This window comes from Limnohabitans sp., from assembly GCF_038134685.1.
Taxonomy (GTDB): domain Bacteria; phylum Pseudomonadota; class Gammaproteobacteria; order Burkholderiales; family Burkholderiaceae_C; genus Limnohabitans_A.
The window spans coordinates 1-25,883 of sequence record NZ_JAYPVP010000014.1 but is presented as its reverse complement, the minus strand read 5'-3'; the positions used below and the strand labels follow the sequence as shown (position 1 = coordinate 25,883).

General features: G+C 59.7%; 28 protein-coding genes. 26 read left to right on the top strand and 2 right to left on the bottom strand.

Annotation, left to right across the window (positions count from 1 at the left end; genetic code table 11):
* Window positions 1-30 precede the first annotated feature (30 nt).
* Both AAFM15_RS07620 and AAFM15_RS07615 read left to right on the top strand, forming a co-directional pair.
* A complete protein-coding gene (locus tag AAFM15_RS07620; RefSeq protein ID WP_341686112.1) occupies window positions 31-804 on the top strand; it encodes a DUF4395 domain-containing protein in 774 nt (257 codons plus the stop codon).
* Between the two features lie 14 nt (window positions 805-818).
* Complete coding sequence (locus tag AAFM15_RS07615) at window positions 819-1,757, top strand: MBL fold metallo-hydrolase (RefSeq protein ID WP_341686111.1); 939 nt, start codon at window positions 819-821, stop codon at window positions 1,755-1,757.
* A gap of 11 nt (window positions 1,758-1,768) precedes the next feature.
* On the opposite strand, the gene AAFM15_RS07610 is transcribed toward AAFM15_RS07615, so the two are convergent.
* The gene (locus AAFM15_RS07610) at window positions 1,769-2,596 is read right to left on the bottom strand and encodes an energy transducer TonB (protein WP_341686110.1); all 828 of its coding nucleotides are present in this window, start codon (window positions 2,594-2,596) and stop codon (window positions 1,769-1,771) included.
* A 204-nt stretch (window positions 2,597-2,800) separates the two neighbouring features.
* On the opposite strand from AAFM15_RS07610, the gene AAFM15_RS07605 reads away from it, so the two are divergent.
* From AAFM15_RS07605 to AAFM15_RS07495, 23 genes are all read left to right on the top strand, one after another.
* Window positions 2,801-3,514, top strand: a complete 714-nt coding sequence (locus AAFM15_RS07605; RefSeq protein WP_341686109.1) for an HAD-IA family hydrolase — start codon at window positions 2,801-2,803, stop codon at window positions 3,512-3,514.
* A 19-nt stretch (window positions 3,515-3,533) separates the two neighbouring features.
* On the top strand, window positions 3,534-4,214 hold the full coding sequence (gene rpe / locus AAFM15_RS07600; RefSeq protein ID WP_341686108.1) for a ribulose-phosphate 3-epimerase: 681 nt from the start codon (window positions 3,534-3,536) through the stop codon (window positions 4,212-4,214).
* Window positions 4,215-4,242: 28 nt separating this feature from the next.
* Entirely contained in the window at window positions 4,243-5,346 is a 1,104-nt protein-coding gene (locus AAFM15_RS07595) for a class 1 fructose-bisphosphatase (RefSeq protein WP_341686107.1), read from the top strand.
* A 45-nt stretch (window positions 5,347-5,391) separates the two neighbouring features.
* The gene (locus tag AAFM15_RS07590) at window positions 5,392-6,276 is read left to right on the top strand and encodes a phosphoribulokinase (RefSeq protein WP_341686106.1); all 885 of its coding nucleotides are present in this window, start codon (window positions 5,392-5,394) and stop codon (window positions 6,274-6,276) included.
* A gap of 13 nt (window positions 6,277-6,289) precedes the next feature.
* Entirely contained in the window at window positions 6,290-8,377 is a 2,088-nt protein-coding gene (gene tkt, locus AAFM15_RS07585; protein WP_341686105.1) for a transketolase, read from the top strand.
* A gap of 12 nt (window positions 8,378-8,389) precedes the next feature.
* Window positions 8,390-9,052 carry an HAD-IA family hydrolase gene (locus AAFM15_RS07580; RefSeq protein WP_341686104.1) on the top strand — a complete coding sequence of 221 codons (663 nt, stop codon included), beginning with the start codon at window positions 8,390-8,392 and terminating at the stop codon, window positions 9,050-9,052.
* Window positions 9,053-9,068: 16 nt separating this feature from the next.
* Complete coding sequence (gap, locus tag AAFM15_RS07575) at window positions 9,069-10,076, top strand: type I glyceraldehyde-3-phosphate dehydrogenase (RefSeq protein WP_341686103.1); 1,008 nt, start codon at window positions 9,069-9,071, stop codon at window positions 10,074-10,076.
* On the top strand, window positions 10,073-11,269 hold the full coding sequence (locus AAFM15_RS07570) for a phosphoglycerate kinase (RefSeq protein WP_341686102.1): 1,197 nt from the start codon (window positions 10,073-10,075) through the stop codon (window positions 11,267-11,269). The genes gap and AAFM15_RS07570 overlap by 4 nt, the downstream gene beginning before the upstream one ends.
* Window positions 11,270-11,304: 35 nt before the next feature.
* Window positions 11,305-12,342 carry a class II fructose-bisphosphate aldolase gene (fba, locus tag AAFM15_RS07565; RefSeq protein ID WP_341686101.1) on the top strand — a complete coding sequence of 346 codons (1,038 nt, stop codon included), beginning with the start codon at window positions 11,305-11,307 and terminating at the stop codon, window positions 12,340-12,342.
* Between the two features lie 251 nt (window positions 12,343-12,593).
* Entirely contained in the window at window positions 12,594-12,890 is a 297-nt protein-coding gene (locus AAFM15_RS07560; RefSeq protein ID WP_341686100.1) for a c-type cytochrome, read from the top strand.
* Window positions 12,891-12,963: 73 nt separating this feature from the next.
* A complete protein-coding gene (locus AAFM15_RS07555; RefSeq protein WP_341686099.1) occupies window positions 12,964-13,287 on the top strand; it encodes a hypothetical protein in 324 nt (107 codons plus the stop codon).
* A 149-nt stretch (window positions 13,288-13,436) separates the two neighbouring features.
* Window positions 13,437-14,006, top strand: coding sequence for a DUF302 domain-containing protein (locus tag AAFM15_RS07550; protein ID WP_341686098.1), 570 nt, complete (start codon window positions 13,437-13,439; stop codon window positions 14,004-14,006).
* Between the two features lie 33 nt (window positions 14,007-14,039).
* Entirely contained in the window at window positions 14,040-15,410 is a 1,371-nt protein-coding gene (locus AAFM15_RS07545; protein ID WP_341686097.1) for an outer membrane protein transport protein, read from the top strand.
* Between the two features lie 102 nt (window positions 15,411-15,512).
* Window positions 15,513-15,827: a metalloregulator ArsR/SmtB family transcription factor gene (locus tag AAFM15_RS07540; protein ID WP_341686096.1), complete on the top strand. Its 315-nt coding sequence runs from the start codon at window positions 15,513-15,515 to the stop codon at window positions 15,825-15,827.
* A gap of 23 nt (window positions 15,828-15,850) precedes the next feature.
* A complete protein-coding gene (soxC, locus tag AAFM15_RS07535) occupies window positions 15,851-17,218 on the top strand; it encodes a sulfite dehydrogenase (RefSeq protein WP_341686095.1) in 1,368 nt (455 codons plus the stop codon).
* Window positions 17,202-18,281, top strand: coding sequence for a c-type cytochrome (locus tag AAFM15_RS07530; protein WP_341686094.1), 1,080 nt, complete (start codon window positions 17,202-17,204; stop codon window positions 18,279-18,281). The genes soxC and AAFM15_RS07530 overlap by 17 nt, the downstream gene beginning before the upstream one ends.
* A 70-nt stretch (window positions 18,282-18,351) precedes the next feature.
* Window positions 18,352-18,804 carry a thiosulfate oxidation carrier protein SoxY gene (gene soxY, locus AAFM15_RS07525; RefSeq protein ID WP_341686093.1) on the top strand — a complete coding sequence of 151 codons (453 nt, stop codon included), beginning with the start codon at window positions 18,352-18,354 and terminating at the stop codon, window positions 18,802-18,804.
* A 62-nt stretch (window positions 18,805-18,866) separates the two neighbouring features.
* Window positions 18,867-19,178, top strand: coding sequence for a thiosulfate oxidation carrier complex protein SoxZ (gene soxZ / locus AAFM15_RS07520; protein ID WP_341686092.1), 312 nt, complete (start codon window positions 18,867-18,869; stop codon window positions 19,176-19,178).
* Window positions 19,179-19,254: 76 nt separating this feature from the next.
* On the top strand, window positions 19,255-20,058 hold the full coding sequence (gene soxA, locus AAFM15_RS07515; protein WP_341686091.1) for a sulfur oxidation c-type cytochrome SoxA: 804 nt from the start codon (window positions 19,255-19,257) through the stop codon (window positions 20,056-20,058).
* 16 nt (window positions 20,059-20,074) lie between these two features.
* A complete protein-coding gene (gene soxX / locus AAFM15_RS07510; protein ID WP_341686090.1) occupies window positions 20,075-20,731 on the top strand; it encodes a sulfur oxidation c-type cytochrome SoxX in 657 nt (218 codons plus the stop codon).
* A gap of 63 nt (window positions 20,732-20,794) precedes the next feature.
* Window positions 20,795-22,531, top strand: coding sequence for a thiosulfohydrolase SoxB (gene soxB / locus AAFM15_RS07505; RefSeq protein ID WP_341686089.1), 1,737 nt, complete (start codon window positions 20,795-20,797; stop codon window positions 22,529-22,531).
* Between the two features lie 6 nt (window positions 22,532-22,537).
* Entirely contained in the window at window positions 22,538-23,566 is a 1,029-nt protein-coding gene (locus AAFM15_RS07500) for an MBL fold metallo-hydrolase (protein WP_341686088.1), read from the top strand.
* A 46-nt stretch (window positions 23,567-23,612) separates the two neighbouring features.
* Window positions 23,613-24,554, top strand: a complete 942-nt coding sequence (locus AAFM15_RS07495) for a cyanophycinase (protein ID WP_341686087.1) — start codon at window positions 23,613-23,615, stop codon at window positions 24,552-24,554.
* Between the two features lie 12 nt (window positions 24,555-24,566).
* On the opposite strand, the gene AAFM15_RS07490 is transcribed toward AAFM15_RS07495, so the two are convergent.
* Window positions 24,567-25,118 carry a TlpA disulfide reductase family protein gene (locus AAFM15_RS07490; protein ID WP_341686086.1) on the bottom strand — a complete coding sequence of 184 codons (552 nt, stop codon included), beginning with the start codon at window positions 25,116-25,118 and terminating at the stop codon, window positions 24,567-24,569.
* A 112-nt stretch (window positions 25,119-25,230) separates the two neighbouring features.
* On the opposite strand from AAFM15_RS07490, the gene AAFM15_RS07485 reads away from it, so the two are divergent.
* Window positions 25,231-25,647, top strand: coding sequence for a hypothetical protein (locus AAFM15_RS07485; protein ID WP_341686085.1), 417 nt, complete (start codon window positions 25,231-25,233; stop codon window positions 25,645-25,647).
* The last annotated feature ends 236 nt before the right edge of the window (window positions 25,648-25,883 follow it).

Here is a 25,883-nt window from a genome sequence, read left to right as displayed (position 1 = left end):
TTGTTTACATGACTTGGCTAGACTCGCTGCATGACTGATTCATTATTTGGCTTCGGGCGCCGCATGCCCGACTACGCCGTCCCTGTTCTGAATGAGCGCGCTGTGCGCGCCGGAGCGGGCATCTTGTTTTTCCTGGCCATGGCCTCGTTCATGAACGCCTGGTTGCTGGGCAACTTTGCGCCCACGCGGGTGTTTGTGGTGGCGTTTTTGATCGACTTTTCGCTGCGCCTGTTTGTCAACCCGCGCTTTGCGCCCAGCCTGGTGCTGGGCCAGTGGATGGTGCGCAAGCAGCAACCCGAGTGGACGGGGGCACCGCAAAAGCGTTTTGCCTGGGCCATTGGTTTTGTGCTGGCGCTGACCATGCTCTACCTGGTGGTGCTCAAGGGGGTGATTGGCCCGATCAACCTGCTGGTGTGTGGCGCGTGCCTGTTGCTGCTGTTTTTTGAAAGCGCGTTTGGCATTTGCATTGGCTGCTGGATCTACAACCAATTCAAACCAGAGCAGGCCCAGCTGTGTCCCGGCGGTGCATGCGAATACACGCCGGACCCCAAAGAGCGCGTCACGCTGGGCCAATGGTTGGCGGTGCTGGCGCTGGCAGTGGTCATGTTCTTTGCGGCGCCTGCCCTGGTGGCATCGGGTAAAGGTTCTTCACACGTGACACCCGTGGATCAACCCGCGCTTGTTGTGCAGCCGGCAGCTGATGACCCTGCCGCAGCCGCCGAGGCCGAGCGCTGCAAAGTGCCCGACTTCGCCAAAGCCATGGGGCACGAAGAAAAGTGGAAGCTGCACAATAACTGCAAATGAACCGAGAGGCCTGTATGAAATTCAAAGGCTTTGTGCTTGGCATGAGCGTCTGGCTGGGCATGACTGCCGCCCATGCGCAAGAGCCGCTCTATACCCCCAAGGCGCAGCAAGTGGCGGGCAATGTGTACGCCATCGTTGGTCCCTTGGGCCAGCGCAGCGAGGCCAATGCGGGGCTCAATGCCAATTACGGTTTTGTGGTGACGGCGCAGGGCGTCATCTTGATTGACAGTGGTGCCAGCGCCCACGGTGCCGCCCTGCTTGAAAAAGCCGTCAAGGCCGTGACGCCGCAGCCCATCCGCTGGGTGCTCAACACCGGCTCGCAAGACCACCGCTGGTTAGGCAACGACTACTTTGCCCGCCGTGGTGCCCAGGTGCACGCCCAAGCGGCCACGGTGCAAACCCAAAAGGCTTCGGCCGAACAGCAGCTGGCGGGCTTGCAGCGTTTTGTGGGCGATCAGCTCAAGGGCACCCAACCGGGCTATGCCACGGTGGTGCATGCAGGCCCCGAGGCCGCGGTCACCCTCGGTGGCGTGCAGTTTGAGTGGGTGCAGACCAGTGCGCATTACCCCGGCGACACGCTGATTCATCTGCCCCAGTCTTCGGTCACCTTCACGGGCGACCTGGTGTATGTGGACCGTTTGCTCGGCGTGTTGCCGCAGTCGAATGTGCGCAAGGCCAGCCAGGCTTTTGAGCGTTTGCGCGCTTTGTCTCCAAGGCATGTGGTGCCGGGGCATGGTCAGGTGACCGACATGGCGCAGGCCCAAAAGGAAACGGGCAACTACTGCCGTTTCCTGATCGACAACATCGGTTCAGCCGCCCGCAACATGGATGCCTTGTCAGAAACGCTGGACAAGTTTGCCGCGCCAGCGCAGTTCAAACACTTGCAAAACTTTGACGAGCTGCATCGTGCCAACATGAACCGCGTGTTTGTGGACTTCGAATCCAACCCTTGAGTGCCCAAGCCTTAATCCGGTGCGCCCGGCCTGCCTGACTTGACGGTTCCCCAGCGGTCCATCACGCGCTTGTCCCGGGCGGCTTCGGACTGCACCGTCTCGGCAGGTAATTGTTTGCGGCAGTCTTCCAGTTCTTGTCCGGTCAGCACCTTGACCGGTGGCGGGTCGTCGTCGCGCCACTTCTCGGACTGACCGTTCCACACAAAGGGGTTACGGAAGGCCGGCACCTCCGGGTCGCAATCGTGGCGGTAGAGCGGCGTGTCGTCACCCGCAAAGGCCGAGAAGACGATGGTTTTTTCAAACACCAGCGGCTTGCCAGTGGGCGTGGGGGGCAGGGGCGGCATGTGAGCAATCGCTTCGCGCGCCTTTTGCTCGGCCACGGGCGAGGTGCTCCACAGGGTTTCAAGCTTGGCCAGGGTACCGTTGGGCGCAATCTCGATGCGAAAGCGCACCATGCCCTGGTCGGGGCCTTCGACCGCGGTGCCCATCATGCTGCGCACCTGACGGCCCCAGTTGTGGCGGTAGCCCTTGCTGTTTTTGAGGGTGTAGCGTCCGGCAAAAGCCCAGTCCTCGGCGCTGGGGGCGGGCGGTGCCTCTTGTGTGGCCGGTGTTTGCTGGTGGGGTGGTGTGGCGGCCGGCTGGGGTGATGCTGGCCGCGCTGTTGGCGAAGCAACTTTTTGGGGTGTCGGGCGGGTGAGCTTGACCTCGACCGGCACAGTCGGATGGGGTTCTTGGGGTCTGGACGAAAACAAGGTCGGCCCGAGCAGCAGCAACACCAGCCCATGCGCCAGCAAAGACAGCACAACAGCTCCGAGCACGGGTCGGTTTTTCAGTTGCATGGCCGCAACAGATGGGCGGCAAAAGGCGCGTTCATGGCCGGGAATATAAGTGAAGTCCGCTGTAAAAACCAGAAACACCGGGGAGTAAACCTGTGGTTTCGATGAATTAAGTTAATTCTTAATCAAGACAAAACGAATATTGAATTTACCTTATCGATAGCTCTTTTTACAGTCAACGCCTTGATACCGATAAGGAGGCAGACCATGCTCAATGCGCTGATTTTTGATGTGGACGGCACACTGGCCGACACGGAAATGGCGCACCTGCTCGCCTTCAACCAGGCGTTTACGCAGGTGGGGCTGGACTGGCGTTGGGATGTGCCCCTGTACACCCGCTTGCTCGAAGTCTCTGGTGGCAAGGAGCGCATTCGCGCCTATTGGGAAAGCCGTGGCGATTTGCCCCGCGAACTGCACGGTGGTGCGGTGGACCAGACGATTGCCCGTATCCACGAACTCAAAACCGCCGCTTACGAGCAAGCCGTACAAGACGGCATGGTTCAGATGCGCCCGGGCGTGTTGCCGCTGATGGCTGAAGCCATGAGCGCGGGCTTGACCCTGGCCATTGCGACCACCACCTCGCCGGTCAACATCGCCAGTTTGCTCAAACAGGCCATGGGTCTCGATTGGCAACACCATTTTTCCGTCATTGAAGACGCGAGCACCGCGCCGCGCAAAAAGCCTGACCCGTCGGTGTACCTGCAGACCCTGCAGCGTTTGGGTATGCAAGCTGGCGAGTGTCTGGCCATTGAAGATTCGTCCAACGGTTTGCGCGCTGCGCGCAGTGCAGGCCTGGCCACAGTGATCACACAAAACGAATTCACCGCGCACCACGACTTTGCTGGTGCTTTGCGCGTGCTGCCCAGTTTGGACGGCGTGGGCCTGATGCAGCTGCGCCAATGGCATGCCGAGCAAGCCTGAACAAGAAAGAGAACACACCATGACCGTTCGCATCGCCCCCTCCATCTTGTCTGCCGACTTTTCCCGCTTGGGCGAAGAGGTTCGCGCCATTGAGGCTGCTGGCGCCGAATGGGTGCATTTTGACGTGATGGACAACCACTACGTGCCCAATCTGACGATTGGCCCGTTGGTCTGCGAAGCCATTCGTCCGCATGTGCAGATCCCGATTGATGTGCACCTGATGGTCGAGCCGGTGGATGCGCTCATTCCCATGTTTGCCAAGGCGGGTGCCAACATCATCACCTTCCACCCAGAGGCCAGCCGCCATGTGGACCGCAGCTTGCAGCTCATCCGCGACAGCGGCTGCAAGGCCGGGTTGGTGTTCAACCCCGCCACGCCGCTGGAATGGCTGGACCACGTGATGGACAAGGTCGATGTGATTTTGCTCATGAGCGTCAACCCCGGCTTCGGCGGACAAAAGTTCATCCCTTCCACCTTGGGCAAGTTGCGCCAAGCACGCGCACGCATTGACGCGCATGTGGCCGCAGGCGGCCAGCCGATTGCGCTGGAGGTGGACGGCGGCGTCAAGACCGACAACATTGCCGAGATCGTGGCCGCTGGCGCCGATGTGTGCGTGGCGGGCAGCGCTGTGTTTGGCGCGCCCGATGTCGATGGCGGCTACCGCGGTGTGATGCAAGCGCTCAAACAGGCAGCGCGCTGAAAACAAATTCAAAAAACGGAGATTTCCCATGACGACTGTCGTGACCCCACGCACTTCCACCACGCTCACGCAGTTCCTGATCGAGCAGCGCAAGCGCTTTCCTGACGCCAGCGGCGACTTCAACGCGCTTATTCTTGACGTGGCCATGGCCTGTAAAGCCATTGCCAAATCGGTGGCCTATGGTGCGCTGGCCGACATGCTGGGCAACCACCCTGGCGACGGTGGCGCCAGCGTGAACGTGCAGGGCGAAACCCAGAAAAAGCTGGATGTGCTGAGCAACGAGCTGTTCATCCGCATGAACGAGTGGGGCGGCCACCTGGCCGGCATGGCGTCCGAGGAAATGGACGATCCATACCCCATTCCCGAAGGCAAGCCGCGTGGCAAATACCTGCTGGTGTTCGATCCGCTGGACGGTTCCTCCAACATCGACGTGAACGTGTCGGTGGGCAGCATCTTCAGCGTGTTGCGTGCGCCCAAGCACGTGGCCGAAGGCGCCGAGCTGAGCGCGGCTGACTTTTTCCAGCCCGGCGCAGAACAAGCTGCAGCAGGCTACGCACTGTACGGCCCGACCACCATGTTGGTGCTGTCGGTCGGCACGGGGGTGCACGGCTTCACGCTCGACCCCGTCATGGGCGAGTTCATGCTCACCCACCCCGACTTGAAAGTGCCCGAGGACACGCAAGAGTTCGCCATCAACGCCTCCAACGCCCGTTTCTGGGAAGCGCCCGTCAAACGCTATGTGGACGAGTGCCTGGCAGGCAAAACCGGCCCACGTGGCAAGGACTTCAACATGCGCTGGATCGCCTCCATGGTGGCCGAGGCGCACCGCATCCTCATGCGCGGTGGCGTGTTCATGTACCCGCGTGATACCAAAGACCCCAGCAAGCCGGGTCGCCTGCGCCTGCTGTACGAGGCCAACCCGATCGGTTTCATCATGGAGCAGGCCGGGGGCCGCGCCAGCACCGGCCGTCAGGCGATGCTGCAAGTTCAGCCCACCAGCTTGCACCAGCGCATTGGGCTGGTGTTTGGCTCCAAAAACGAGGTCGAGCGCATCGAGCGCTACCACGCCGAACCGGTCAAGGTCGTCAACGACAACCCCTTGTTTGCCGAGCGCAGCCTGTTCCGCGATTGAGTTGCAAAGCAACCCCAAAAGAATTTCAACATCAGGAGACACACCATGTCTGAACGCCATCCCATCATCGCCATCACGGGTTCGTCCGGCGCAGGTACCAGCACCGTCACGCGCACGTTTTCCAACATCTTCCGTCGCGAAGGCGTGAAAGCCGCCATCATTGAAGGCGACAGCTTCCACCGCTACGACCGCAAGGAAATGAAAGCCCGTGGTGCCGAAGCCGAGAAGGCCGGCAACGGCCACTTCAGCCACTTCAGCGCTGAAAACAACCTGTTTGGCGAGATCGAAAACCTGTTCAAGACCTACGGCGAAACCGGTCAGGGCAAGTCGCGCAAATACCTGCACAACGCCGAAGAAGCTGAGCCTTACAAGCAAGAGCCTGGCACTTTCACGCCCTGGGAAGACTTGCCGCAAGACACCGACATGCTGTTTTACGAAGGCTTGCACGGGGCTGTGGTGACCGACGAACACAACATTGCCCAATACCCCGACCTGCGTGTGGGTGTGGTGCCTGTCATCAACCTGGAGTGGATTCAAAAGCTCTGGCGAGACAAGCACCAGCGCGGCTACAGCACCGAGGCCGTCACCGACACCATCCTGCGTCGCATGCCCGACTATGTGAACTACATCGTGCCGCAGTTCGCGCACACGCACGTCAACTTCCAGCGCGTGCCGCTGGTGGACACATCCAACCCTTTCATCGCCCGCGACATTCCCAGCGCCGACGAGAGCGTGGTGGTGATCCGTTTTGCCAACCCCAAGGGCATCGACTTCCAGTACCTGCTCAACATGATTGACAACTCCTGGATGAGCCGCGCCAACACCATCGTGGTGCCCGGCGGCAAGATGGAGCTGGCCATGCAACTGATCTTCACGCCTTTTGTCTGGCGCATGATGGAGCGCAAAAAGCGCGCTCTTGGTTTGGCTTGAGGAGGTGCAACACATGAGCGCTGCACACAATAAAGACATGGCCAACCGCATGGCCAACGCCATCCGCTTTTTGGCGATTGACGCTGTCGAAGCCGCCAAGTCCGGTCACCCCGGCGCGCCCATGGGCATGGCCGAAATCGCCGAAGTCCTGTGGAACCGCCACCTGCGCCACAACCCGGCCAACCCGCTGTGGCCCGATCGCGACCGCTTTGTGCTGTCCAACGGCCACGGCTCCATGCTGATCTATGCGCTCTTGCACCTGACCGGCTATGACCTGCCGATGGACGAGCTCAAAAAGTTCCGCCAGCTGCACAGCAAGACACCGGGCCATCCCGAAGTGGGCATCACCCCCGGCGTGGAAACCACCACCGGACCGCTGGGGCAGGGCATCACCAACGCCGTGGGCATGGCGCTGGCCGAGAAACTGCTGGCCGCCGAGTTCAACCAGGAGGAGGGTGGCGAGCAGTTCAACCTCGTGGACCATTTCACCTACGCCTTCCTGGGCGACGGTTGCATGATGGAAGGCATCAGCCACGAGGCCTGCTCGTTGGCCGGCACACTACGCCTGTCCAAACTGATTGCGATGTATGACGACAACGGCATCTCGATCGATGGTCACGTTGAAGGCTGGTTTGCCGACGACACGCCCAAGCGTTTTGAGGCCTATGGCTGGAACGTGATCCGTGCTGTGGATGGCCACGATGCCGCAGCTGTGGACGCAGCTATTGCCAGTGCCAAAGCCCAAGCAGTACTGTCCAACGGCAAGCCTACCTTGATCTGCTGCAAAACCGTGATCGGCCAAGGCTCGCCCAACAAGGCGGGTACGCACGATGTGCACGGTGCCGCCCTAGGTGCCGCCGAAATCGCGGCGACCCGCGAGGCGCTGGGCTGGGATGCTGCACCCTTCGAGATTCCGGCCGATGTGGCGCAAGCATGGGATGGCCGCGCACGCGGTATCCGTCTTGAGCGCGAATGGCGCGAACGCTTTGAGGCGTATCGCACGCGCTTCCCCGATGAAGCGGCAGAGTTTGAACGCCGTATGCGTGGAGAGCTGAGCCCACGTTACGCCGAAGGCCTGCAACAAGCACTGGCCGCCATCGTGGCCAAGCCCGATGCCGTGGCCACCCGCAAGGCCAGCCAGAACGCGCTGGATGTGCTGGCCCCGCTGCTGCCCGAGTTCTTTGGCGGCAGCGCCGACCTGACCGGCTCGAACCTGACCAACTTCAAGAACTGCACCCGTGCAGGTCGTGACACCTGGGGCAACCATTTGTCCTACGGCGTGCGCGAGTTCGGCATGGCAGCCATGATGAACGGCATGGCGCTGCACGGTGGTCTGTTGCCTTACGGCGGCACCTTCCTGACCTTCAGCGACTACAGCCGCAACGCCATCCGCATGGCGGCGCTCATGAAGTTGCGTGTCATTCATGTGATGACGCATGACTCCATTGGCCTGGGCGAAGACGGTCCTACGCACCAGAGCGTGGAGCATGTGCCCAGCCTGCGCCTGATCCCTGGGCTGGATGTGTGGCGCCCGGCCGATGGTCTGGAAACCGCTGTGGCCTGGGCCTTCGCGGTGGAGCGCAAGGACGGCCCGAGTCTGCTGGCCCTGTCGCGCCAGAACCTGCCGCAGTTGCTCAAAAGCGTGGACGACGCCCAGCGTGTGCGCAAGGGCGGCTATGTGTTGTCCGATATGGAAGGCGCACGCGCCGTCATCATCGGCACCGGCTCTGAAACCTCGATTGCCATGCAGGCGCAAGCCGACCTGGCCGCACAAGGCATTGCTACCCGCGTGGTGTCCATGCCTTGCACCAATGTGTTTGACCGCCAAAGCGAGGCGTATCAGGACAGCGTGCTGCCGCTGAACCTGCCTACGGTGGCCATCGAAGCCGCGCATCCGGACTTCTGGCGCAAGTATGTGGGCCGCACCGGCATGGTGGTGGGCATCGCCAGCTTTGGCGAGTCGGCCCCCGCGCCGCAGCTGTACAAGCACTTTGGCATCACCGCCGAGCATGTGGCAGACGCAGTTCGCACCCTGGCACACCGCCATGCGCACCGCACAGCAGATGCGTTGCCCGAGCACATCGTGCCCTCGACCAACTGAGGACGCTGCACGATGAACTGGAAAGCCATCTTTTTTGATCTGGACGGCACCCTCGTGCAAACCTCTCCCGAGATTGCCGATGCCACCAACGACACCTTGCGCTACTTCGGCTGGCCCGAAGTCAGCCAGGCGCAGGTGGACGGCTGGATCGGGCAGGGCACGCGCGAGTTGTTGATCCTTGCGCTTGCGCACGTCAAACAAAAAGACGTGGAGCAGGTTCGTAAAGGCGCGCATCTGAAAGAGGCCTTGCCCATTTTTGACCGTTACTACCAGCAGCGCTGTGGCACCCGCAGTGTGCTGTACCCGCATGTGCGCGAGGTGCTCAAAACCTTGCGTGAGCGCGGCTGCAAGCTGGCCGTGGTCACCAACAAGGAAGGCCGTTACACCGACACGGTGCTCAAGGCGCACGACCTGACCGACCAGTTTGACCTGGTGGTCAGTGGCGACACCTTTAGCACCAAAAAGCCCGACCCTGTCGGGGTGCTGCATGGGCTGAGCCTGTGGGGCGTAGACAAAAGCGAGGCGCTGTTTGTGGGCGACTCCTCCATTGACGCCGCCACCGGTCGCAACGCAGGCCTGCAGGTCTGGCTGCTGCCCTATGGCTACAACATGGGCCAGCCTGTCGAGGCTTGCCAACCCGACCGCGTGATCGCGGATTTTTCTGAATTACTTTGAATCCCAGGAGACAACAATGACCATCAAGGTAGGCATCAACGGTTTTGGCCGCATCGGGCGCATGGTGTTTCGCGCCGCCATCAGAAACTTCAACAACGATATTGAAATCGTTGGCATCAACGATTTGCTCGAACCCGATTACCTGGCCTACATGCTGGAATTCGACAGCGTGCACGGCCGCTTTCAGGGCTCGATCGCCATTGATGGCAACACCTTGATCGTCAACGGCAAGCGCATTCGCCTGACCGCAGAGCGCGACCCGGCCAACCTCAGGTGGAACGAAGTCGGCGCCGATGTGGTGATCGAATCCACCGGCCTGTTCCTGGACAAAGAAACCGCCAGCAAGCACCTGGCCGCGGGCGCCAAAAAAGTGGTCATGTCAGCCCCCTCCAAAGACGACACGCCCATGTTTGTGTACGGCGTCAACCACACGTCTTACGCAGGCGAGGCCATCATCTCCAACGCCTCGTGCACCACCAACTGCCTGGCTCCGCTGGCCAAGGTGCTCAACGACAAATGGGGCATCAAGCGTGGCCTCATGACCACCGTGCACGCCGCCACCGCCACCCAAAAAACCGTGGACGGCCCCAGCAACAAGGACTGGCGCGGTGGCCGTGGCATTCTGGAAAACATCATCCCCAGCAGCACCGGCGCTGCCAAGGCCGTGGGCAAGGTGATTCCTGAGCTCAATGGCAAGCTCACCGGCGGCTCGGTGCGCGTGCCCACATCCGACGTGTCGTTGGTGGACCTGACGGCCGAGCTGGAAAAGCCCGCCACCTATGCCGAAATCTGCGCCGAAATGAAAGCGCAAAGCGAAGGGGCGCTCAAAGGCGTGCTGGGCTACACCGAGAAGAAAGTGGTCTCCACCGACTTCCGTGGCGAACCCTGCACCAGCGTGTTCGACGCTGAGGCCGGCATGGGCCTGGACACCACCTTCGTCAAGCTCATGGCCTGGTACGACAACGAGTGGGGCTACTCCAACAAGTGCCTGGAAATGGCCCGCGTGGTCGGAGGTGCCCGATGAAAGTCTTGCGTTTTGCCGATGTGTGCGCCAGCGGCTTTGCTGAAAACAAGCGCGTGTTCATCCGCGCTGACCTGAACGTGCCGCAAGACGATGCGGGCGACATCACCGAAGACACCCGCATCCGCGCCAGCGTGCCGGCCATAGAAATGGCCCTCAAGGCCGGCGCTGCCGTCATGGTCACTAGCCATCTGGGCCGCCCCACCGAGGGTGAATTCAAACCCGAAGACTCGCTGGCCCCCGTGGCCAAGCGCATGGGCGAGCTGCTGGGTCGCGAGGTTCCCCTGGTGTCCAACTGGGTCGATGGCGTTGCCGTGCAACCCGGTCAGATCGTCATGCTGGAGAACTGCCGCGTCAACAAAGGCGAGAAGAAGAACAACGAAGAACTGGCCCGCAAGATGGCCGCGCTGTGCGACATCTTCGTGCACGACGCCTTTGGCACCGCCCACCGCGCCGAAGGCACCACCTACGGCATCGCCCAGTTCGCTCCCATTGCCTGTGCAGGCCCTTTGCTGGCTGCCGAGATCGACGCTATCAGCAAAGCCCTGGCCAGCCCCAAGCGCCCCCTGGCAGCCATCGTGGCGGGCTCCAAAGTCAGTACCAAGCTGACCATCTTGAAGAGCCTGGCCAACAACGTGGACCAGCTCATTGTGGGTGGCGGCATCGCCAACACCTTCATGCTCGCTGCGGGCCTGAAGATCGGCAAGAGCCTGGCCGAAGCCGACCTGGTGGATGAAGCCAAAGCCGTGATCGAGGCCATGAAGGCGCGTGGCGCCGAAGTACCGATCCCCACCGATGTGGTCTGCGCCAAAGAGTTCAGTCCCACGGCCACAGCCATCGTCAAGAAAGCCACTGAAGTGGGGGATGACGACATGATTCTGGACATTGGCCCGGAGACAGCGGCCAAGCTGGCGGCCCAGCTCAAGCAGGCAGGCACCATTGTGTGGAACGGCCCGGTGGGCGTGTTCGAGTTTGACCAGTTTGCCAACGGCACCAAAGAGATCGCCAAAGCGATTGCCGAGTCCAGCGCCTTCAGCATCGCAGGTGGTGGCGACACACTGGCCGCCATTGCCAAGTACGGCATCGACAAGCAAGTGGGCTACATCTCCACCGGTGGCGGCGCATTCCTGGAGGTGCTGGAAGGCAAGACACTGCCCGCGTTTGAGATTCTCGCCAAGCGCGCAGCCCAAGACTGAGCGCATCCCCATTTCAATTTTCAAAGGACAAGACCATGGCTCTCGTTTCCCTTCGCCAAATGCTGGACCACGCGGCAGAACACAACTACGGCGTGCCCGCCTTCAACGTCAACAACCTCGAACAGGTGCAGGCCATCATGGAAGCCGCGCAGGCCACCGACAGCCCCGTGATCCTGCAGGCCTCGGCCGGCGCGCGCAAATACGCGGGCGAGGCTTACTTGCGCCACATGGTGCTGGCGGCCATCGAAACTCACCCCGACATTCCGGTGGTGCTGCACCAGGACCACGGCGCATCGCCCGCCCAGTGCCAGCAATCCATCCGCTCCGGCTTTTCGAGCGTCATGATGGACGGCTCCCTCATGGAAGACGCCAAGACGCCTGCCAGCTACGAGTACAACGTCGCCGTGACCAAGCGCGTGTGCGAAATGGCACACCCTGTGGGCGTGTCGGTGGAGGGTGAGTTGGGTTGTTTGGGTTCGCTCGAAACCGGTGAAGCCGGCGAAGAAGACGGCGTGGGCGCCGTGGGCAAGCTCAGCCACGACCAGATGCTGACCGACCCTGAGCAGGCCAAAGACTTTGTGGCGCAGACCGGCGTGGACGCGCTGGCCATTGCCATTGGTACCAGCCATGGCGCCTACAAATTCACCCGCCCACCCACAGGAGACATCCTGGCCATCGAGCGCATCGCCGCTATCCACGCCGCCATTCCCAACACGCACCTGGTCATGCACGGCAGCTCCAGCGTGCCGCAGGAGTGGCTGGAGATCATTCGCCAGTACGGCGGCGACATCAAGCAGACCTATGGCGTGCCGGTGGAAGAAATTGTGCGCGGCATTGCCCGTGGCGTGCGCAAGGTCAATATCGACACCGACATCCGCCTTGCCATGACCGGCGCCATGCGTCAGTTGTTTGCACAGCAGCCCAGCGAATTTGATCCGCGCAAAGCGCTGGCCGCCGCCCGCAAAGCGGCGCAAGGCATTTGCCAGTTGCGCTTTGAGGCGTTTGGTTGCGCCGGCCACGCCAGCAAAATCAAACCCATTGCCATGGACGACATGGCCAAGCGCTACGTTTGATGGTTGTTGCGCGATAACAACTTTCAAATATAAGCAATCATGGATATAATTGCTCACATGAGGTACGGGAATGCGTTTGGTACTCGCATATCCCTTTGACAGAGCCTCCCGCGAGGGAGGCTCTTTTTTTGTCTGTCAAAGCCTTGGTGATAATCCCGATACGCGAAGTTACATGCTGAGCGCCAGCTGACAGTAAACTTCGGTTAAATTCGCACCTGGTTATATTTACCCACCCACCCTGAGGAGATCTCATGAAACTCGTGACTGCTGCAATCGCTTTGTCCGCCCTGGTCGCAGGCCCCGCCTTCGCCAGCAAGGAACTGGCCCAGAAAAACAACTGCCTGGCTTGCCACGCAACCGACAAGAAACTGGTCGGCCCGTCCTACCAGGAAGTGGCCAAGAAGGGCAAGTCTGTTGCCGAACTGGCCAAGAGCATCAAGGCTGGCGGTTCCGGCAAATACGGCCCGATCCCCATGCCCCCACAGCCTCAGCTGAGCGATGCAGACGCCACCGCTTTGGCCACCTGGATCAATGCCGGCGCCAAGTAATACTGGCCCCTGTACAAAAAAGCCGCTTTCGGGGAAACTCGAAGCGGCTTTTTTATTACCCGGAGGAGTACACATGAAAACCTTGCAAACGCTGCTGGCCGCGCTGGCTTGTGCCACTGCTGTGGGTGCGCACGCAGAGCCCGCCATTTTCAAAGGCGCTGACCTGAAACTGGGCGAGCAACTCATGGCCGAGCACAAATGCGCTGCCTGCCATGCCACGAAGGCGGGGGGCAATGGCAACGCGGTTTACAAACCCAATGGCCGCATCAACAACCCCGGCTTGCTGCGCGGCATGGTCGAGCAGTGCAACACCGAGCTGAACTTCGGCATGTTCCCCGAAGAAGTCAACGCCGTGGCCGCTGTGCTCAATCGCGACCACTACAAGTTCAAGAACTGAGCGCGCAGCCCCGTCACTGACGGGCGGCTTACCGTACTGTATAGGGTATCTTCGGATACCCTTTTTTTATGGCTTCTGGAATGATTTATGTCAATCGGTGAAAAAGTTTTTTCCACCGTCGATCAACTGCATGCTGTAAGGAGTCAAACATGCGCAAAAGCTTCGTGAAATGGATTTTGGTTTTGGCCTCTGTGGCTGGCATGACGGGCTGCGGCACCATCAGCACCCTGGGCAAGCTGGAAGATGGCGCTGGCTCCGAAGCCATGCGCATGTGGGACCGCTGGGTCGAAGGCAATGGTGACATCGCAGTGGCCACCACCTGGGAGCGAAAAGTGGCCAAAGGCGTCACCACCGACGACATCGAAGGCATCCTGCGCGCTGTGGCTGTCGAGCGCAACATGAAAGACGTGGGCACGCTGCCCCTGTCCAAAGAACTGGCTGCCCGCACCGGCAAGCCCGAAAAATTCCTGCAGGTCTACTCGTTCTGCACCCCCACCACCGCCCGCAAGATGGTGGACTTCAGCCCTCACATGTCGGCCTTCCTGCCTTGCCGCATCACTGTGGTTGAAAAAGAAGACGGCCTGTGGCTCTACACCCTCAACATGGACATGATGGTCAAGATGGGCCGCAAGCTGCCCTCGCCCCTGAAAGAAGAAGCCAAAGCCGTGCGCGACACCATCTGGGAAATGATGGAACGCGCTTCCAAAGGCGAAATTTAATCCTCAACTGGTATTGAAAACCCGGAGACACACATGAAAAAAATCTCTCTTCGCGCAACGGCTCTGGCTGTTGCAGCTTTGGCTGCAGACCAGGCTTGGGCTACCAACGGCATGCTGATGGAAGGCTACGGTCCTATCGCATTGTCCATGGGCGGTGCTTCGCAAGCCTATGACAACGGTACAGCCGGCATGATGAACAACGTGGCTACGCTGCAGTTGGGTGAAAACGGTACGCGTGCTGATGTGGCTCTGGGTGTTTTGGGGCCGAATGTCACAGCCATGGGTGATAAGTCCGGTGGGACTTCGTATGTGATGCCTGCCGTTGGTTGGACGCGTAAAACCGATCAGATGACCTTTGGTGTTGGCCTGATGGGTCAAGGCGGCATGGGCACCGAATACGGAGCTTCAAGCCCATTGGCCATGAATACAGGGGCAAATGTTCGTTCTGAGTTGTCAGTTGGACGGGTGATATTTCCTTTTTCTTACCAAGCAACACCGGATGTGACTTTGGGGGCCTCCATTGATTACACCTGGGCCGGAATGGATATGAAGATGGCAGCTACATCTCAAGATTTATTGGGAATGTATGCCGCAGGTAACGGGTGGGATTTGGCAACCGCGCAAACCAACTTTGGTGGCATGGTGGGTCAGATCAATCAAATGCTAACTGGTATGAATCAGCCAACATTGGGTCAGGTGAGCTTGGCGAGACTGGATTTTTCCAATTCCAGCGACTTCACTGGCAGCGCCAAATCTGGTGGTTTTACTGGCAAATTGGGGATGACATTCAAAGCCAATAAAGACACTACAGTCGCAATGAGCTATCAACTCAAGACTCGCTTGGCAGACATGAAGACCGGAGCTAATGCTGCGACATTTACGCTCATGGACGGGTCCGTGTCGTTCCCGATGACGGGTCGACTGGTGATCCGTGATTTCCAGATGCCAGCCGTTCTTGCAGCGGGTGTGGCTTACCAGGCAAACCCTCAGCTGATGTTGGCTGCTGATGTGAAATCAATCGATTGGTCTTCTGTTATGAGCAGTTTCAACATGACGTTTGAATCTGCAATGGGAGATATGAAATTTACGATGCCACAAAACTGGAAAGATCAAACTGTGATCTCTCTGGGGGGGGCTTATAAGATGAGCGATGCCTTGATGTTGCGTGCGGGCTATAGCCATTCGACCAACCCCGTGCCTGATGCTACGGTCCACCCTCTGTTCCCCGCGATTGTCAAAGACCACTACACCGCTGGTTTTGGCTATCAAATCGACAAGAACATGAGCTTGAATGCTGCTGTTTCTCATGCGCCTAAAGTCACTGTGGCTGCAGGTCAATTGGGAGGGGCTGCTATCACCCACAGCCAAACCAACTACCAGCTGATGTTCAGCTACCGTTACTAAAACGCAACGCGGGGTGGCTTTCGAGCTACCCCGTGTAATCCCTGATTCAGTTCCATCTTTTATCGTTTATATTCGCACATCCGAATATAAGAACTCACTTGCATGGAAGCACTTGAAGATGAGCGCGACGAAGTGTTTGAGAAGGCTGCCGAGCTGTTTGGTGTCCTTTCCACGCCGGTTCGCTTGCGCATCCTGAGTGTGCTGTGTTCGGGAGAGAAGAACGTCGGACAGCTGCTCGAATCGATTGACATTGCGCAGCCCAATATGTCCCAGCACTTGAACATCATGTACAGGTCTGGCATTGTGGCGAAGCGGCGTCAGGGCGCGCAGGTGTTCTACCGGATCGCGGATGAGTCTGCGGTGAATGTTTGCCGTGCGGTGTGCACGCAGGTTGCTGATGAAGTAACCACCCCTTAAAAAACTCAAGACGAGGAGTTTGTGTGAAAGACGAAAGCATCAATTCGGGAAGGGTGCAAAAAGCACCGGAAAACTTCCTGACCCCAGAGGGCGTTCGTACTGTTTTTGCCGAGGGCAAGAAAGGTCGTCGCGATTTCATTCGCAACGCCTTCGCCGCGGCAGCTGCAGGCGCGGCTGCACCCATGGCCATGGCGCAGGGCAACCCGCTGCCGACCGAGGGTGGTGACCCCAACATCCTGAACTTGCCCGAGCATGCCACTGGCCTGGGCCAGGGTGTGGCCATGGACGGTGGCTACGGCAAGCCTTCCAAGTTCGAATCGAACGTTCAGCGCCGCCAAAGCCCGGGTCTGACCCAGACCACGCAGGCATCGGTGTCGTTTGCGCCGCTGCAGTCGCTGTTCGGCATCGTGACGCCGAGCGGTCTGCACTTCGAGCGTCATCACCAGGGCTGGTGGGACATCGATCCTTCCAAGCATCGCCTGATGATCAACGGCATGGTCAAGAACGCCAAGGTGTTCACCATGGACGAGATCATGCGTTTGCCAGCCGTCTCGCGTTTCCACTTCATCGAGTGCGGCGCCAACACCGCCACCGAGTGGGGCAACGTGGCTGTGCCCACGGTGCACTACACGCACGGCATGGTGTCTTGCAGCGAGTTCACGGGCGTGCCCCTGATCACCCTGCTGGAACTGGCTGGCGCTGACCTGAAAAACGGCAAGTTCATCCTCGCCGAAGGCGGCGACGGTTCTGCCATGACCCGTACCATCCCCATGAGCCTGATCACCTCTGGTGAAGTGCTGGTGGCGTATGGCCAGAACGGCGAAATGCTGCGTCCCGAAAACGGCTACCCCCTGCGCTTGATCGTGCCGGGCGTGCAAGGTGTGAGCTGGGTCAAGTACCTGCGCCGCATCGAAGTGGGCGACAAGCCCTACGCCGCCAAAGACGAAGCGGTGCACTACATTGACCTGCAGCCCAGCGGCCTGCATCGCCAGTATTCCAACATCCAGGAAGTCAAGAGCGTGGTGACCACGCCTTCCGGCGGCCAGGTGTTGCTGGACAAGGGCTTCTACAACATCACCGGCCTGGCCTGGTCGGGCAAGGGCAAGATCAAGCGCGTGGACGTGTCCACCGACGGCGGCCGCAACTGGCGCCAGGCTCGCCTGGAAACGCCGGTGCTGTCCAAGGCGCTGACGCGTTTCAACCTGGACTGGGTGTGGGACGGCAAGCCCGCCATCATCCAGAGCCGTGCGCAAGACGACACAGGCCATGTGCAGCCGACCTACCAGCAGCTGCGTGCAGTGCGTGGTACGCGCTCCATCTATCACAACAACGCCATCCAGTCGTGGTTGGTGCAGGAAAACGGCGAGGTGAAAAATGTCCAGGTTTCGTAAAGCCCTCTTGACGGCGGCTTTGCTGGCAGTGGCCGGCGTGGCTGCGGCGCAAAGCGCCAAGTATCCCGGCGTCGGCCGCAACGCTACCGTCAAGGAAGTTGCCGCGTGGGACATCGATGTGCGTCCGGACTTCAAGGGTCTGCCCGCTGGCTCCGGTTCGGTGTCCATGGGTCAGGACGTTTGGGAAGCCAAGTGCGCGCACTGTCACGGTGTGTTTGGCGAGTCCAACGAAGTGTTCAGCCCCCTGGTGGGCGGCACGACCGCTGAAGATGTGAAAACCGGTCGCGTGGCCAATCTGGCGCGCTCCGATTTCCCGGGTCGTACCACCATGATGAAGGTCGCCACGGTGTCCACGCTGTGGGACTACATCAACCGCGCCATGCCCTGGACCAACCCCAAGACGCTCAAGCCCGATGAGGTCTATGGCGTTCTGGCCTACCTGCTGAGCCTGTCCAATGTGGTGCCTGACGACTTCGTGTTGTCCGACAAGAACATTGCCGAAGTGCAAAACCGCATGCCTAACCGCAACGGCATGACGACCAAGCACGCCATGTGGCCTGGCAAGGAGTTCGGTGGTGACTACAGCAAGCCTGACACCAGCAACAAGGTGTGCATGACCAACTGCACGCCCGAGCCCAAGCTGGCGTCCATGCTGCCTGACTACGCACGCAATGCCCACGGCAACCTGGCCGAGCAGAACCGTCTGGTGGGTCAGCAAAAAGGTGCCGACACTACAGCGCCCGAGCGCAAGGCTGGCGAAACACCAGCGCCTGCCGCCAAGCCTGCAGCACCCAAGGCTGAAGCCAACAACGAAGGCAAAGCCGCTATCGCGTTGCTCAACAAGCACAGCTGCACGGCTTGCCACGGTCTGGACAAGAAAGTCGTGGGCCCTGGCTTCAACGAAATCGCCAAGAAGCACGCCGGCAAGGTGGACTATCTGGTGGGCAAGATCAAGGCCGGTGGCCAGGGCGTTTGGGGTGCCATTCCCATGCCGCCTCAGTCCCTGCCCGAAGCTGACGCCAAGGCGATTGCCGAATGGATTTCCAAGGGAGCCAGCAAGTAATTGGGGAGTATCCCCAATGACAAGCTGAACCTGTTTTAATAGCATCACTCGATCACAAAGGAGATTTCAGATGCAAAACCGTCGCGAGACACTCAAGCAAAGCGCAGTTGTTGCCGGTCTGCTGGCTACCGCTGGTTTCCCTCAGTTCGCCCAGGCATACAACAATGCCGCCTTCCAGGCCAAGACCGCGCAAGACGTGATCAAGGCCATGGGCGCTTCGTCCCTGGCTGAAAGCAAGGACGTCTCCATTGGCGGCCCCGACATCGCTGAAAACGGCGCTGTGGTGCCCCTGAAGGTTTCCTCCACCCTGGCTGGCGTCAAGCAGATGCTGGTGCTGGTCGAGAAGAACCCCGCTGCCATGGTGGGTTTCTTCAATGTGACCGACGCTGTGGAAGCCAACTTCTCCGTGCGCGCCAAGATGGGCCAGTCCTCTGATGTCTACGCTGTGGCCATCATGAACGACGGCAAGGCCTTCTTCGCCAAGAAAGAAGTCAAGGTGACTCTGGGTGGTTGCGGCGGCTAATTGGCCCCTCAATTCATTCACAGTTTCCAACCGATTTATTTGAAAAAATTCAGGAGTTCAAAATGGCAGATCCGATGCGCATTCGTGCAAAAGCCACTGGCAACATCGCTAACGTTCGTGTGCTGATGAGTCACGAAATGGAATCCGGTCAGCGTAAAGACGCCGCCGGCAACCTGGTGCCCGCCCACTTCATTCAAGACCTGAGCGCCAGCCTCAACGGCAAGGTGGTCATGTCCGGCGAATGGGGTCCCTCCGTGTCCAAAAACCCCTTCCTGGAATTCAACATCAAGGGTGCCAAGGCTGGTGACAAAGTTGCCGTGACCTGGAAAGACAACAAGGGCGATACCCGCACTGACGAAACAACCGTCGCTTAATTCGACGTTTGTTTGCAAGGGTGAAGTCCACACGCTTCACCCTTTTTCGTTTTCTACAACAACACCAGAGGTGACAATGAAAAAACTTTCCACCCTAACCATTGCGGCGTCGCTGGCGCTGGCTGTGGCTCCGGTCTGGGCCCAGAAGTCGGCCAGCCAGAGCATTGATGAGTACCGTGAAATGCTTCAGGACGGCAACCCCGCTGACCTGTTCGTTGCCAAAGGTGAAGATGTCTGGAAACAAAAGCGTGGCCCCAAAGGCGCCTCGCTTGAAAAGTGTGATCTGGGCAAAGGCCCGGGCGTGGTCAAAGGCGCGTTCGCCGAGTTGCCACGTTTCTTTGCAGATACTGGCCGCGTGCAGGACCTGGAGTCCCGCCTGGTGACCTGTATGGAAACCCTGCAAGGCTTCAATGCCGCCGAAATTGCCAAGACCGGTTTTGGCAAAGGCGAACAAAAGAACGTGACCGCTTTGGCGGCATGGATCTCTTCTGAGTCCCAAGGCATGCGTTTCAACCTGCCGCAGTCGCATGCGCAGGAAAAAATGTTCTACGAAGTGGGCAAGCGCCTGTTCTTCCAGCGCGGTGGCCCGCATGACTTCTCCTGCGCTTCCTGCCACGGCGAAGACGGCAAGCGTATCCGCTTGCAAGACCTGCCCAACCTGACCAAGAACCCCGGTGACGGCATTGGCTTCGCCGCCTGGCCGGCCTACCGTGTGTCCAACGGCAATTTGTGGGGCATGCAGCAGCGTCTGAACGACTGCTACCGCCAGCAGCGTTTCCCTGAGCCGGTTTTTGGCAGCGATGCCACCATCGCTCTGGGCGTGTACCTGGGCGTGAACGCCAAGGGTGCCAAGTCGATTGCCCCCGCCATCAAGCGCTGAACCAGGAGACACTCACATGAAATTCAACACCAAATGGACCCTGGGTGCCTTGACTGTGGCGGCTTTGCTGGCTGGCTGCGCTGCTGCACCCAACGTGGCTGAAGTCAAAGCCCTGACCGACAAGATCGTCAAGGCCTCTTTCCAGAGCAAGGGCATCGCCAAAGTGGACCGTGTCCTGAACATTGACGAAACCAACCTGGCTTGCGCCGAGGCCGATGTGGCCGGCAAACCGCTGGACGAAAAAACCGCCAAGGCGATTGAGGAAATGAACCTCAAGGCTGTCAAGTGGCCTTCGGACGGCAAGTTCATCGGCGACTGGAAAAAAGGCGAAGCCGTGGCCCAGAGTGGTCGTGGCCTGACCTGGTCGGACAATGAAAAAACCGTCAACGGCGGCAACTGCTACAACTGCCACCAGATCAGCAAGCAGGAAATTTCCTACGGCACGATCGGCCCGAGCCTCTACAACTACGGCAAGTTGCGCGGCATCACCGACCCCAACAGCGCCGCTGCCAAACCCATCGTCGAATACACCTGGGGCAAGATCTGGAACTCCAAGGCCTACAACGCATGCTCCAACATGCCGCGCGCTGGCCATGCCGGTATCCTGAACGAATCGCAGGTGCGTGACATCATGGCTCTGTTGCTGGACCCCAAGTCTCCCGTCAACCAGTAAGCCACTTGGCAACCCGGCTTCGGCCGGGTTTTTTAGATCCGATATATCAGTGATTGCAAATCTATGAATCTCAGTAAACGCGAATTCCTGCAAGTGATGGGCGCCGGCACCATGGCCGGCATGAGCCTGGGCACCTACGCTGAAGCCAGCGCTGCGACTGCGGCCAATGGCCTGTACGACATTCCCAAGTTCGGCAATGTGTCCTTCCTGCACATGACCGACTGCCACGCACAGCTCAAGCCCATTTACTTCCGTGAACCCAACATCAACTTGGGTATTGGTTCCATGAAGGGCAATCTGCCTCACCTGGTCGGTGAGCACCTACTCAAAGTGGCCAAGGTTCGCCCGGGCACCGCAGAGGCGCACGCACTGACGTATCTGGATTACGAAAAAGCGGCCAAGCGTTACGGCAAGGTGGGTGGTTTTGCACACCTGGCCACGCTGGTCAAGCGCATGAAGGCCAGCCGCCCTGGCGCGCTGCTGCTGGACGGTGGCGACACCTGGCAAGGTTCGGGCACCTGCCTGTGGACCAACGGTCAGGACATGGTCGATGCCTGCAAACTGCTGGGCGTGGACGTGATGACTGGCCACTGGGAATTCACCCTGGGCATGGACCGCGTGAAAGAAATCGTCGAAAAAGACTTCGCCGGCAAGGTGGACTTTGTGGCGCAGAACGTCAAGACCAATGACTTTGGCGACCCGGTGTTCAAGCCCTATGTGATCCGCGAGATCAACGGTGTGCCTTGCGCCATCATTGGCCAGGCCTTCCCCTACACCCCGATTGCCAACCCCCGCTACATGGTCGCGGACTGGGAGTTCGGCATTCAGGACGAGAACATGCAAAAGATGGTCGACGAGGCCCGCGGCAAAGGCGCGCAGGTCGTGGTCGTCATCAGCCACAACGGCATGGACGTGGACCTGAAAATGGCCAGCCGTGTCAGCGGCATTGACGCCATCATGGGCGGTCACACCCACGACGGCATGCCGGTGGCCACGCTGGTGTCCAACAAGGGTGGCAAGACCATCGTCACCAACGCGGGCTCCAATGGCAAGTTCCTGGGCGTGCTCGACTTCGACGTCAAGGACAAGAAGGTCAGCGATTTCCGCTACAAGCTGCTGCCCGTGTTCTCCAACATGCTGCCGGCCGACAAGGAAATGGACGCCCTGATCACCAAGATCCGCGCGCCCTACGAGGCCAAGCTGAGCGAGGTGCTGGGTGTGTCCGAAGGTCTGCTCTACCGTCGTGGCAACTTCAACGGCACAGGCGACCAGCTGCTGGTGGATGCGCTCATGGACGTGCAAGGCGCCGACCTGGCGTTCTCGCCCGGTTTCCGTTGGGGCACGACCTTGCTGCCGGGCCAGGAAATCACCCGCGAGTGGCTGCTGGACATGACCGCCACCACCTATTCCTACGCCACGGTGACCGAGATGACGGGCGAAACCATCAAGACCGTGATGGAAGACGTGTGCGACAACCTCTTCAACCCCGACCCTTACTATCAACAGGGTGGCGACATGGTGCGCGTGGGTGGCATGTCTTACTCGGTGGATCCCACCGGCAAGATGGGCAGCCGCATCAGCGATATGCGCATCAAGGGCAAGCTCATCGAAGCGGGCAAGAAGTACAAGGTCGCTGGCTGGGCCCCCGTGGCCGAAGAAGCCCGCAACGCAGGCAACAAGATGGTGTGGGAACTGGTCGAGCAGTGGCTCAAGGCCCAACAAGGTGGCAAAGTGGGTGCGCGCAAACTCAACGCGCCCAAGGTCACCGGCGTGGTGCCCAACCCCGGCTACGTGGTCTAAGAGCCTATGCGCGACACGGGCGGACAAATCCAGCGCAGTCGCAGACTGTTTCTGGGGGCCACGGCAGGGCTGGCGACCACCGCCGCCCTGTGGCCCGAGGCGCGTTTGCTGGCGGAGCAGGCGCACGACTTCGTCATGGGCCCGCCCATGCCGGACATCGCGCCTCGCCAGATCTCGCCCCATGTGTGGATCGTGTTCGCGCCCGATGGTTTCCCTACGCCCGAAAACAAGGGCATGATGTCCAACGTCACCTTTGTGGTGACGTCCAAGGGCGTGGTCATCCTCGACTCCGGCAGTTCGCTGCAGATCGGGCAAATGGTCATCCGCCAAATTCGCAAGGTGACCAACAAGCCCGTGGTGGCTGTGTTCAACTCCCACTTCCACGGCGACCATTGGCTGGGCAACCATGCCTTTGTGGAGGCCTATGGCAAGGACCTGCCCATTTACGCCTTGCCGCAAACCCGCGACATGATTGCGGGGGTGGAGGGCAATATGTGGCGCTCGATGATGGAGCGCTGGACCAACCAGTCCACCAGCGGCACCCAGGTGTTTGCACCCAACAAAACCGTGGCGCATGGCCAGGAGTTCCGCTTTGGCGATGTGACGCTCAAGATGCATTTCTACGGCAAGTCCCACACCGATGCCGACTTGTCGGTGCAGGTGGTGGAGGACAAGATGACCCATGTGGGCGACATCGCGATGGCCAACCGCATTGCCAATATGGACGATGGCTCCTACCCCGGTACGTTCAAGTACTACAAGGAACTGGCGGCTGCCGCCGGCGAGCAGCTGTGGACACCTGGCCATGGTCAGCCGGGCAAGGACATCCTGCAGACCTATGGCCGCTTCCTGTCAGGCATTTGGGAGCCTTGCCTCAAGGCGGTGGAAGACGGCAAGTCGGAGTCCGAGGCCAAAGCCATGGTGCTGGCCGACCCGCGGGTGGCCAGCAGGGCCAAAACCATGCAGGGTTACGACAGCAACATTGGCAAGTACATCAGCCTGGCGTACCTGGAAGCCGAAAAAGTCGCTTTCTGAGCTGGCTTCACCAAAGCTTCACCCTTACCGTCTATATTGACGGTCCATGAAAAGAAGAGAATTTTTGACCGCTGCAGCGGCCTTGTCGGCAGGCCCCTGGGCGCAGGCGACTGAGCGTGCTCGCGTGACGCCGGAGAAATGGTCGCGCCTGGTCATTGTGGGCGGTGCAGAAGACCGGGTGCAGGACCGGGTCATTTTGCGCAAGTTCATCGAATACGCTGGCGGGCCGCTGGCACGCATTCGCTTGATCACGGCGGCCAGCGGAGTGCCCGAAGTCGTGGCCCAAAGCTACAGCGCGGTGTTTTCCGATCTGGGCGCGCAGAACTTTGCTGTACTCCCCCTGAACAGCCGCGAAGAAGCGATGAATCCACAGCTGAGCGCAGACATCATGCAGGCCGATGGCATTTTCATGAGTGGTGGAGACCAGTCGCGCCTGATGCAGACGGTGTTTGACACGCCGGTCATGGAGGCCATGCACAAGGCTTTTCATTTCAACCACTGTTGCATTGGCGGGACCAGCGCGGGCGCAGCTGTCATGTCACGCCACATGATTGCGCAAGGTGCAGCAGTACTGCGGCCGCGCAAAGACATTGTGGAGACCGATATTGGTTTGGGCTTTTTGCCTGCAGCTGTGGTGGATCAACATTTTTCGGAGCGCCGACGCTTGCCCAGATTGCTGTCCACCCTTGCTGGTCGCCCCGATTTGTTGGGCGTGGGCATTGATGAAGACACAGCTCTTGTGGTCGAACGCGCCCGTGCAATCGAGGTGTTTGGCAAAGGCACGGTCACGTTGGTGGACATGGGGCAAGCGCAGACCAATGCAGGTGATGTGGCCGAGGAGGCGCAAATTGAAATGCTCGGCGTTCAGTTGCACACCTTGCCTGCAGGGCATCGCTACAGCGCTGTCCGTAACGTCCCCCAAAACTGGCCAGCTGGTTTGCGCCGGGCCATCGAGCAGCTGGTCAAGCCCGGCCCGGTGTATTTGTAAGTCGGACTACGCTCAAAGCCATTGGCTCAGCTGAGCGACGTCTTCGGGAAACAGTTGACCTTTTTCGGCTTGCAGTACTTTGCCCTGGCGGTCCAGCACGATGGTGATGGGCAAGCCACGCGGCTTGGGCAGCTGCCTGTGCACCTCGGGGCTGACCCAGGCCGCAGGGAAGGTATAGCCCTTTTTGGCCAGGTAGCTTGTGGCATCTTCCGGTTTCTTGTCCACGCTCAAGGCCAGCAGCTGAAGACCCTTGCCCTGGAGCTGTGACCAGAGCTTTTGCATCTCCGGGCTTTGCTGGGCGCAGAAGGGGCAAGTGCTGGCCCACCAGTACAGCACCGTGACTCTGGCAGGCGATGTGGCCGGGTCATACATTTGGCCGTTCAGCAGGGACAAATTTGGGACACGCAAAACACTGCCCACCTCGGGCAATGCCGGCGCTTTGGCTTCGCGTGCCGCCACCGATTCGGCGGGGGCTGCACTTTGAGCTTGTGCCAGGCCAGATGAGCCCAGCAACACGCCAGCCAACCAGCTGCGGCGTGAAAGGGATGTGGGGTTGCGTGCCATGCCAGAACTCCGGTTTTATTTGTTCAGCATGGTAGCAAAGGGTGGACATTTGCGCTGGTATCGCAGAAGATGCCGGGCGATGAAGTTGATGATCAAAACTGCAGCAAAAGCAATGCAAAAACCGGGATGGCTGGGCGCGATCGTTGGCGTGATGTTGCTGACTGGCTGTGCCAGTGAGTCGCGTGTCAAAGTGGTCAACCTCGACCAGCGCCACCAGATGTACAAAACCGAGGGCTGCCAGCAGGCCATCACCAACACCAAGGTCTACGACGACATGAAGCTGGCCCGGATCGTGGCCAGCCCAGTGGCGATTTTGTTGTCGGGCGGCAGCTTGCTGCTGCCTGTGCTGGCGACCAACGCGGGTCTGGAAACGCTCGATCACATGGAGGCTTCGAGCATTTCCGTGTCCTGTGGCGGGCCGGAAACCTCCACTGAAGACATGGCGATGGAGGTGCTCAAAGGCGCAGCCATCGGTTTGACAACCAGTACCTTGAACGTGGGTGGAGCTGCGGGCGCTGCCAGCAAGTGACAAGCCAAAAACATTTGGCGCCCCGACAGGAATCGAACCTGTATCTAGCGCTTAGGAGGGGTTAGATTTAATCTTCGTAAGTACTTGTCTTATATAAAGAAAAATAGAAAAGTACGGTATAAATCACTCCTTGGGACAATTTTGGGACGAGGAGTTGAGGATGGCTACATTTGTATTGCGTGAAGGTAAAACTGGAAAGGCATGGCAAGCCAAAGTCAGGTTGAACGGTGTCAACC

Coding starts and splice junctions, on each gene's coding strand:
- AAFM15_RS07540 (WP_341686096.1), top strand. CDS start 15,513: ATGGAAGCACTTGAAGATGAGCGCGACGAAGTGTTTGAGAAGGCTGCC.
- AAFM15_RS07530 (WP_341686094.1), top strand. CDS start 17,202: ATGTCCAGGTTTCGTAAAGCCCTCTTGACGGCGGCTTTGCTGGCAGTG.
- gap (WP_341686103.1), top strand. CDS start 9,069: ATGACCATCAAGGTAGGCATCAACGGTTTTGGCCGCATCGGGCGCATG.
- AAFM15_RS07500 (WP_341686088.1), top strand. CDS start 22,538: ATGCGCGACACGGGCGGACAAATCCAGCGCAGTCGCAGACTGTTTCTG.
- AAFM15_RS07490 (WP_341686086.1), bottom strand. CDS start 25,118: ATGGCACGCAACCCCACATCCCTTTCACGCCGCAGCTGGTTGGCTGGC.
- soxY (WP_341686093.1), top strand. CDS start 18,352: ATGCAAAACCGTCGCGAGACACTCAAGCAAAGCGCAGTTGTTGCCGGT.
- AAFM15_RS07570 (WP_341686102.1), top strand. CDS start 10,073: ATGAAAGTCTTGCGTTTTGCCGATGTGTGCGCCAGCGGCTTTGCTGAA.
- AAFM15_RS07550 (WP_341686098.1), top strand. CDS start 13,437: ATGCGCAAAAGCTTCGTGAAATGGATTTTGGTTTTGGCCTCTGTGGCT.
- tkt (WP_341686105.1), top strand. CDS start 6,290: ATGAGCGCTGCACACAATAAAGACATGGCCAACCGCATGGCCAACGCC.
- AAFM15_RS07495 (WP_341686087.1), top strand. CDS start 23,613: ATGAAAAGAAGAGAATTTTTGACCGCTGCAGCGGCCTTGTCGGCAGGC.
- AAFM15_RS07560 (WP_341686100.1), top strand. CDS start 12,594: ATGAAACTCGTGACTGCTGCAATCGCTTTGTCCGCCCTGGTCGCAGGC.
- AAFM15_RS07590 (WP_341686106.1), top strand. CDS start 5,392: ATGTCTGAACGCCATCCCATCATCGCCATCACGGGTTCGTCCGGCGCA.
- AAFM15_RS07610 (WP_341686110.1), bottom strand. CDS start 2,596: ATGCAACTGAAAAACCGACCCGTGCTCGGAGCTGTTGTGCTGTCTTTG.
- rpe (WP_341686108.1), top strand. CDS start 3,534: ATGACCGTTCGCATCGCCCCCTCCATCTTGTCTGCCGACTTTTCCCGC.
- AAFM15_RS07620 (WP_341686112.1), top strand. CDS start 31: ATGACTGATTCATTATTTGGCTTCGGGCGCCGCATGCCCGACTACGCC.
- AAFM15_RS07580 (WP_341686104.1), top strand. CDS start 8,390: ATGAACTGGAAAGCCATCTTTTTTGATCTGGACGGCACCCTCGTGCAA.
- soxX (WP_341686090.1), top strand. CDS start 20,075: ATGAAATTCAACACCAAATGGACCCTGGGTGCCTTGACTGTGGCGGCT.
- AAFM15_RS07555 (WP_341686099.1), top strand. CDS start 12,964: ATGAAAACCTTGCAAACGCTGCTGGCCGCGCTGGCTTGTGCCACTGCT.
- AAFM15_RS07615 (WP_341686111.1), top strand. CDS start 819: ATGAAATTCAAAGGCTTTGTGCTTGGCATGAGCGTCTGGCTGGGCATG.
- AAFM15_RS07595 (WP_341686107.1), top strand. CDS start 4,243: ATGACGACTGTCGTGACCCCACGCACTTCCACCACGCTCACGCAGTTC.
- fba (WP_341686101.1), top strand. CDS start 11,305: ATGGCTCTCGTTTCCCTTCGCCAAATGCTGGACCACGCGGCAGAACAC.
- AAFM15_RS07545 (WP_341686097.1), top strand. CDS start 14,040: ATGAAAAAAATCTCTCTTCGCGCAACGGCTCTGGCTGTTGCAGCTTTG.
- soxZ (WP_341686092.1), top strand. CDS start 18,867: ATGGCAGATCCGATGCGCATTCGTGCAAAAGCCACTGGCAACATCGCT.
- AAFM15_RS07485 (WP_341686085.1), top strand. CDS start 25,231: ATGCAAAAACCGGGATGGCTGGGCGCGATCGTTGGCGTGATGTTGCTG.
- soxA (WP_341686091.1), top strand. CDS start 19,255: ATGAAAAAACTTTCCACCCTAACCATTGCGGCGTCGCTGGCGCTGGCT.
- soxB (WP_341686089.1), top strand. CDS start 20,795: ATGAATCTCAGTAAACGCGAATTCCTGCAAGTGATGGGCGCCGGCACC.
- AAFM15_RS07605 (WP_341686109.1), top strand. CDS start 2,801: ATGCTCAATGCGCTGATTTTTGATGTGGACGGCACACTGGCCGACACG.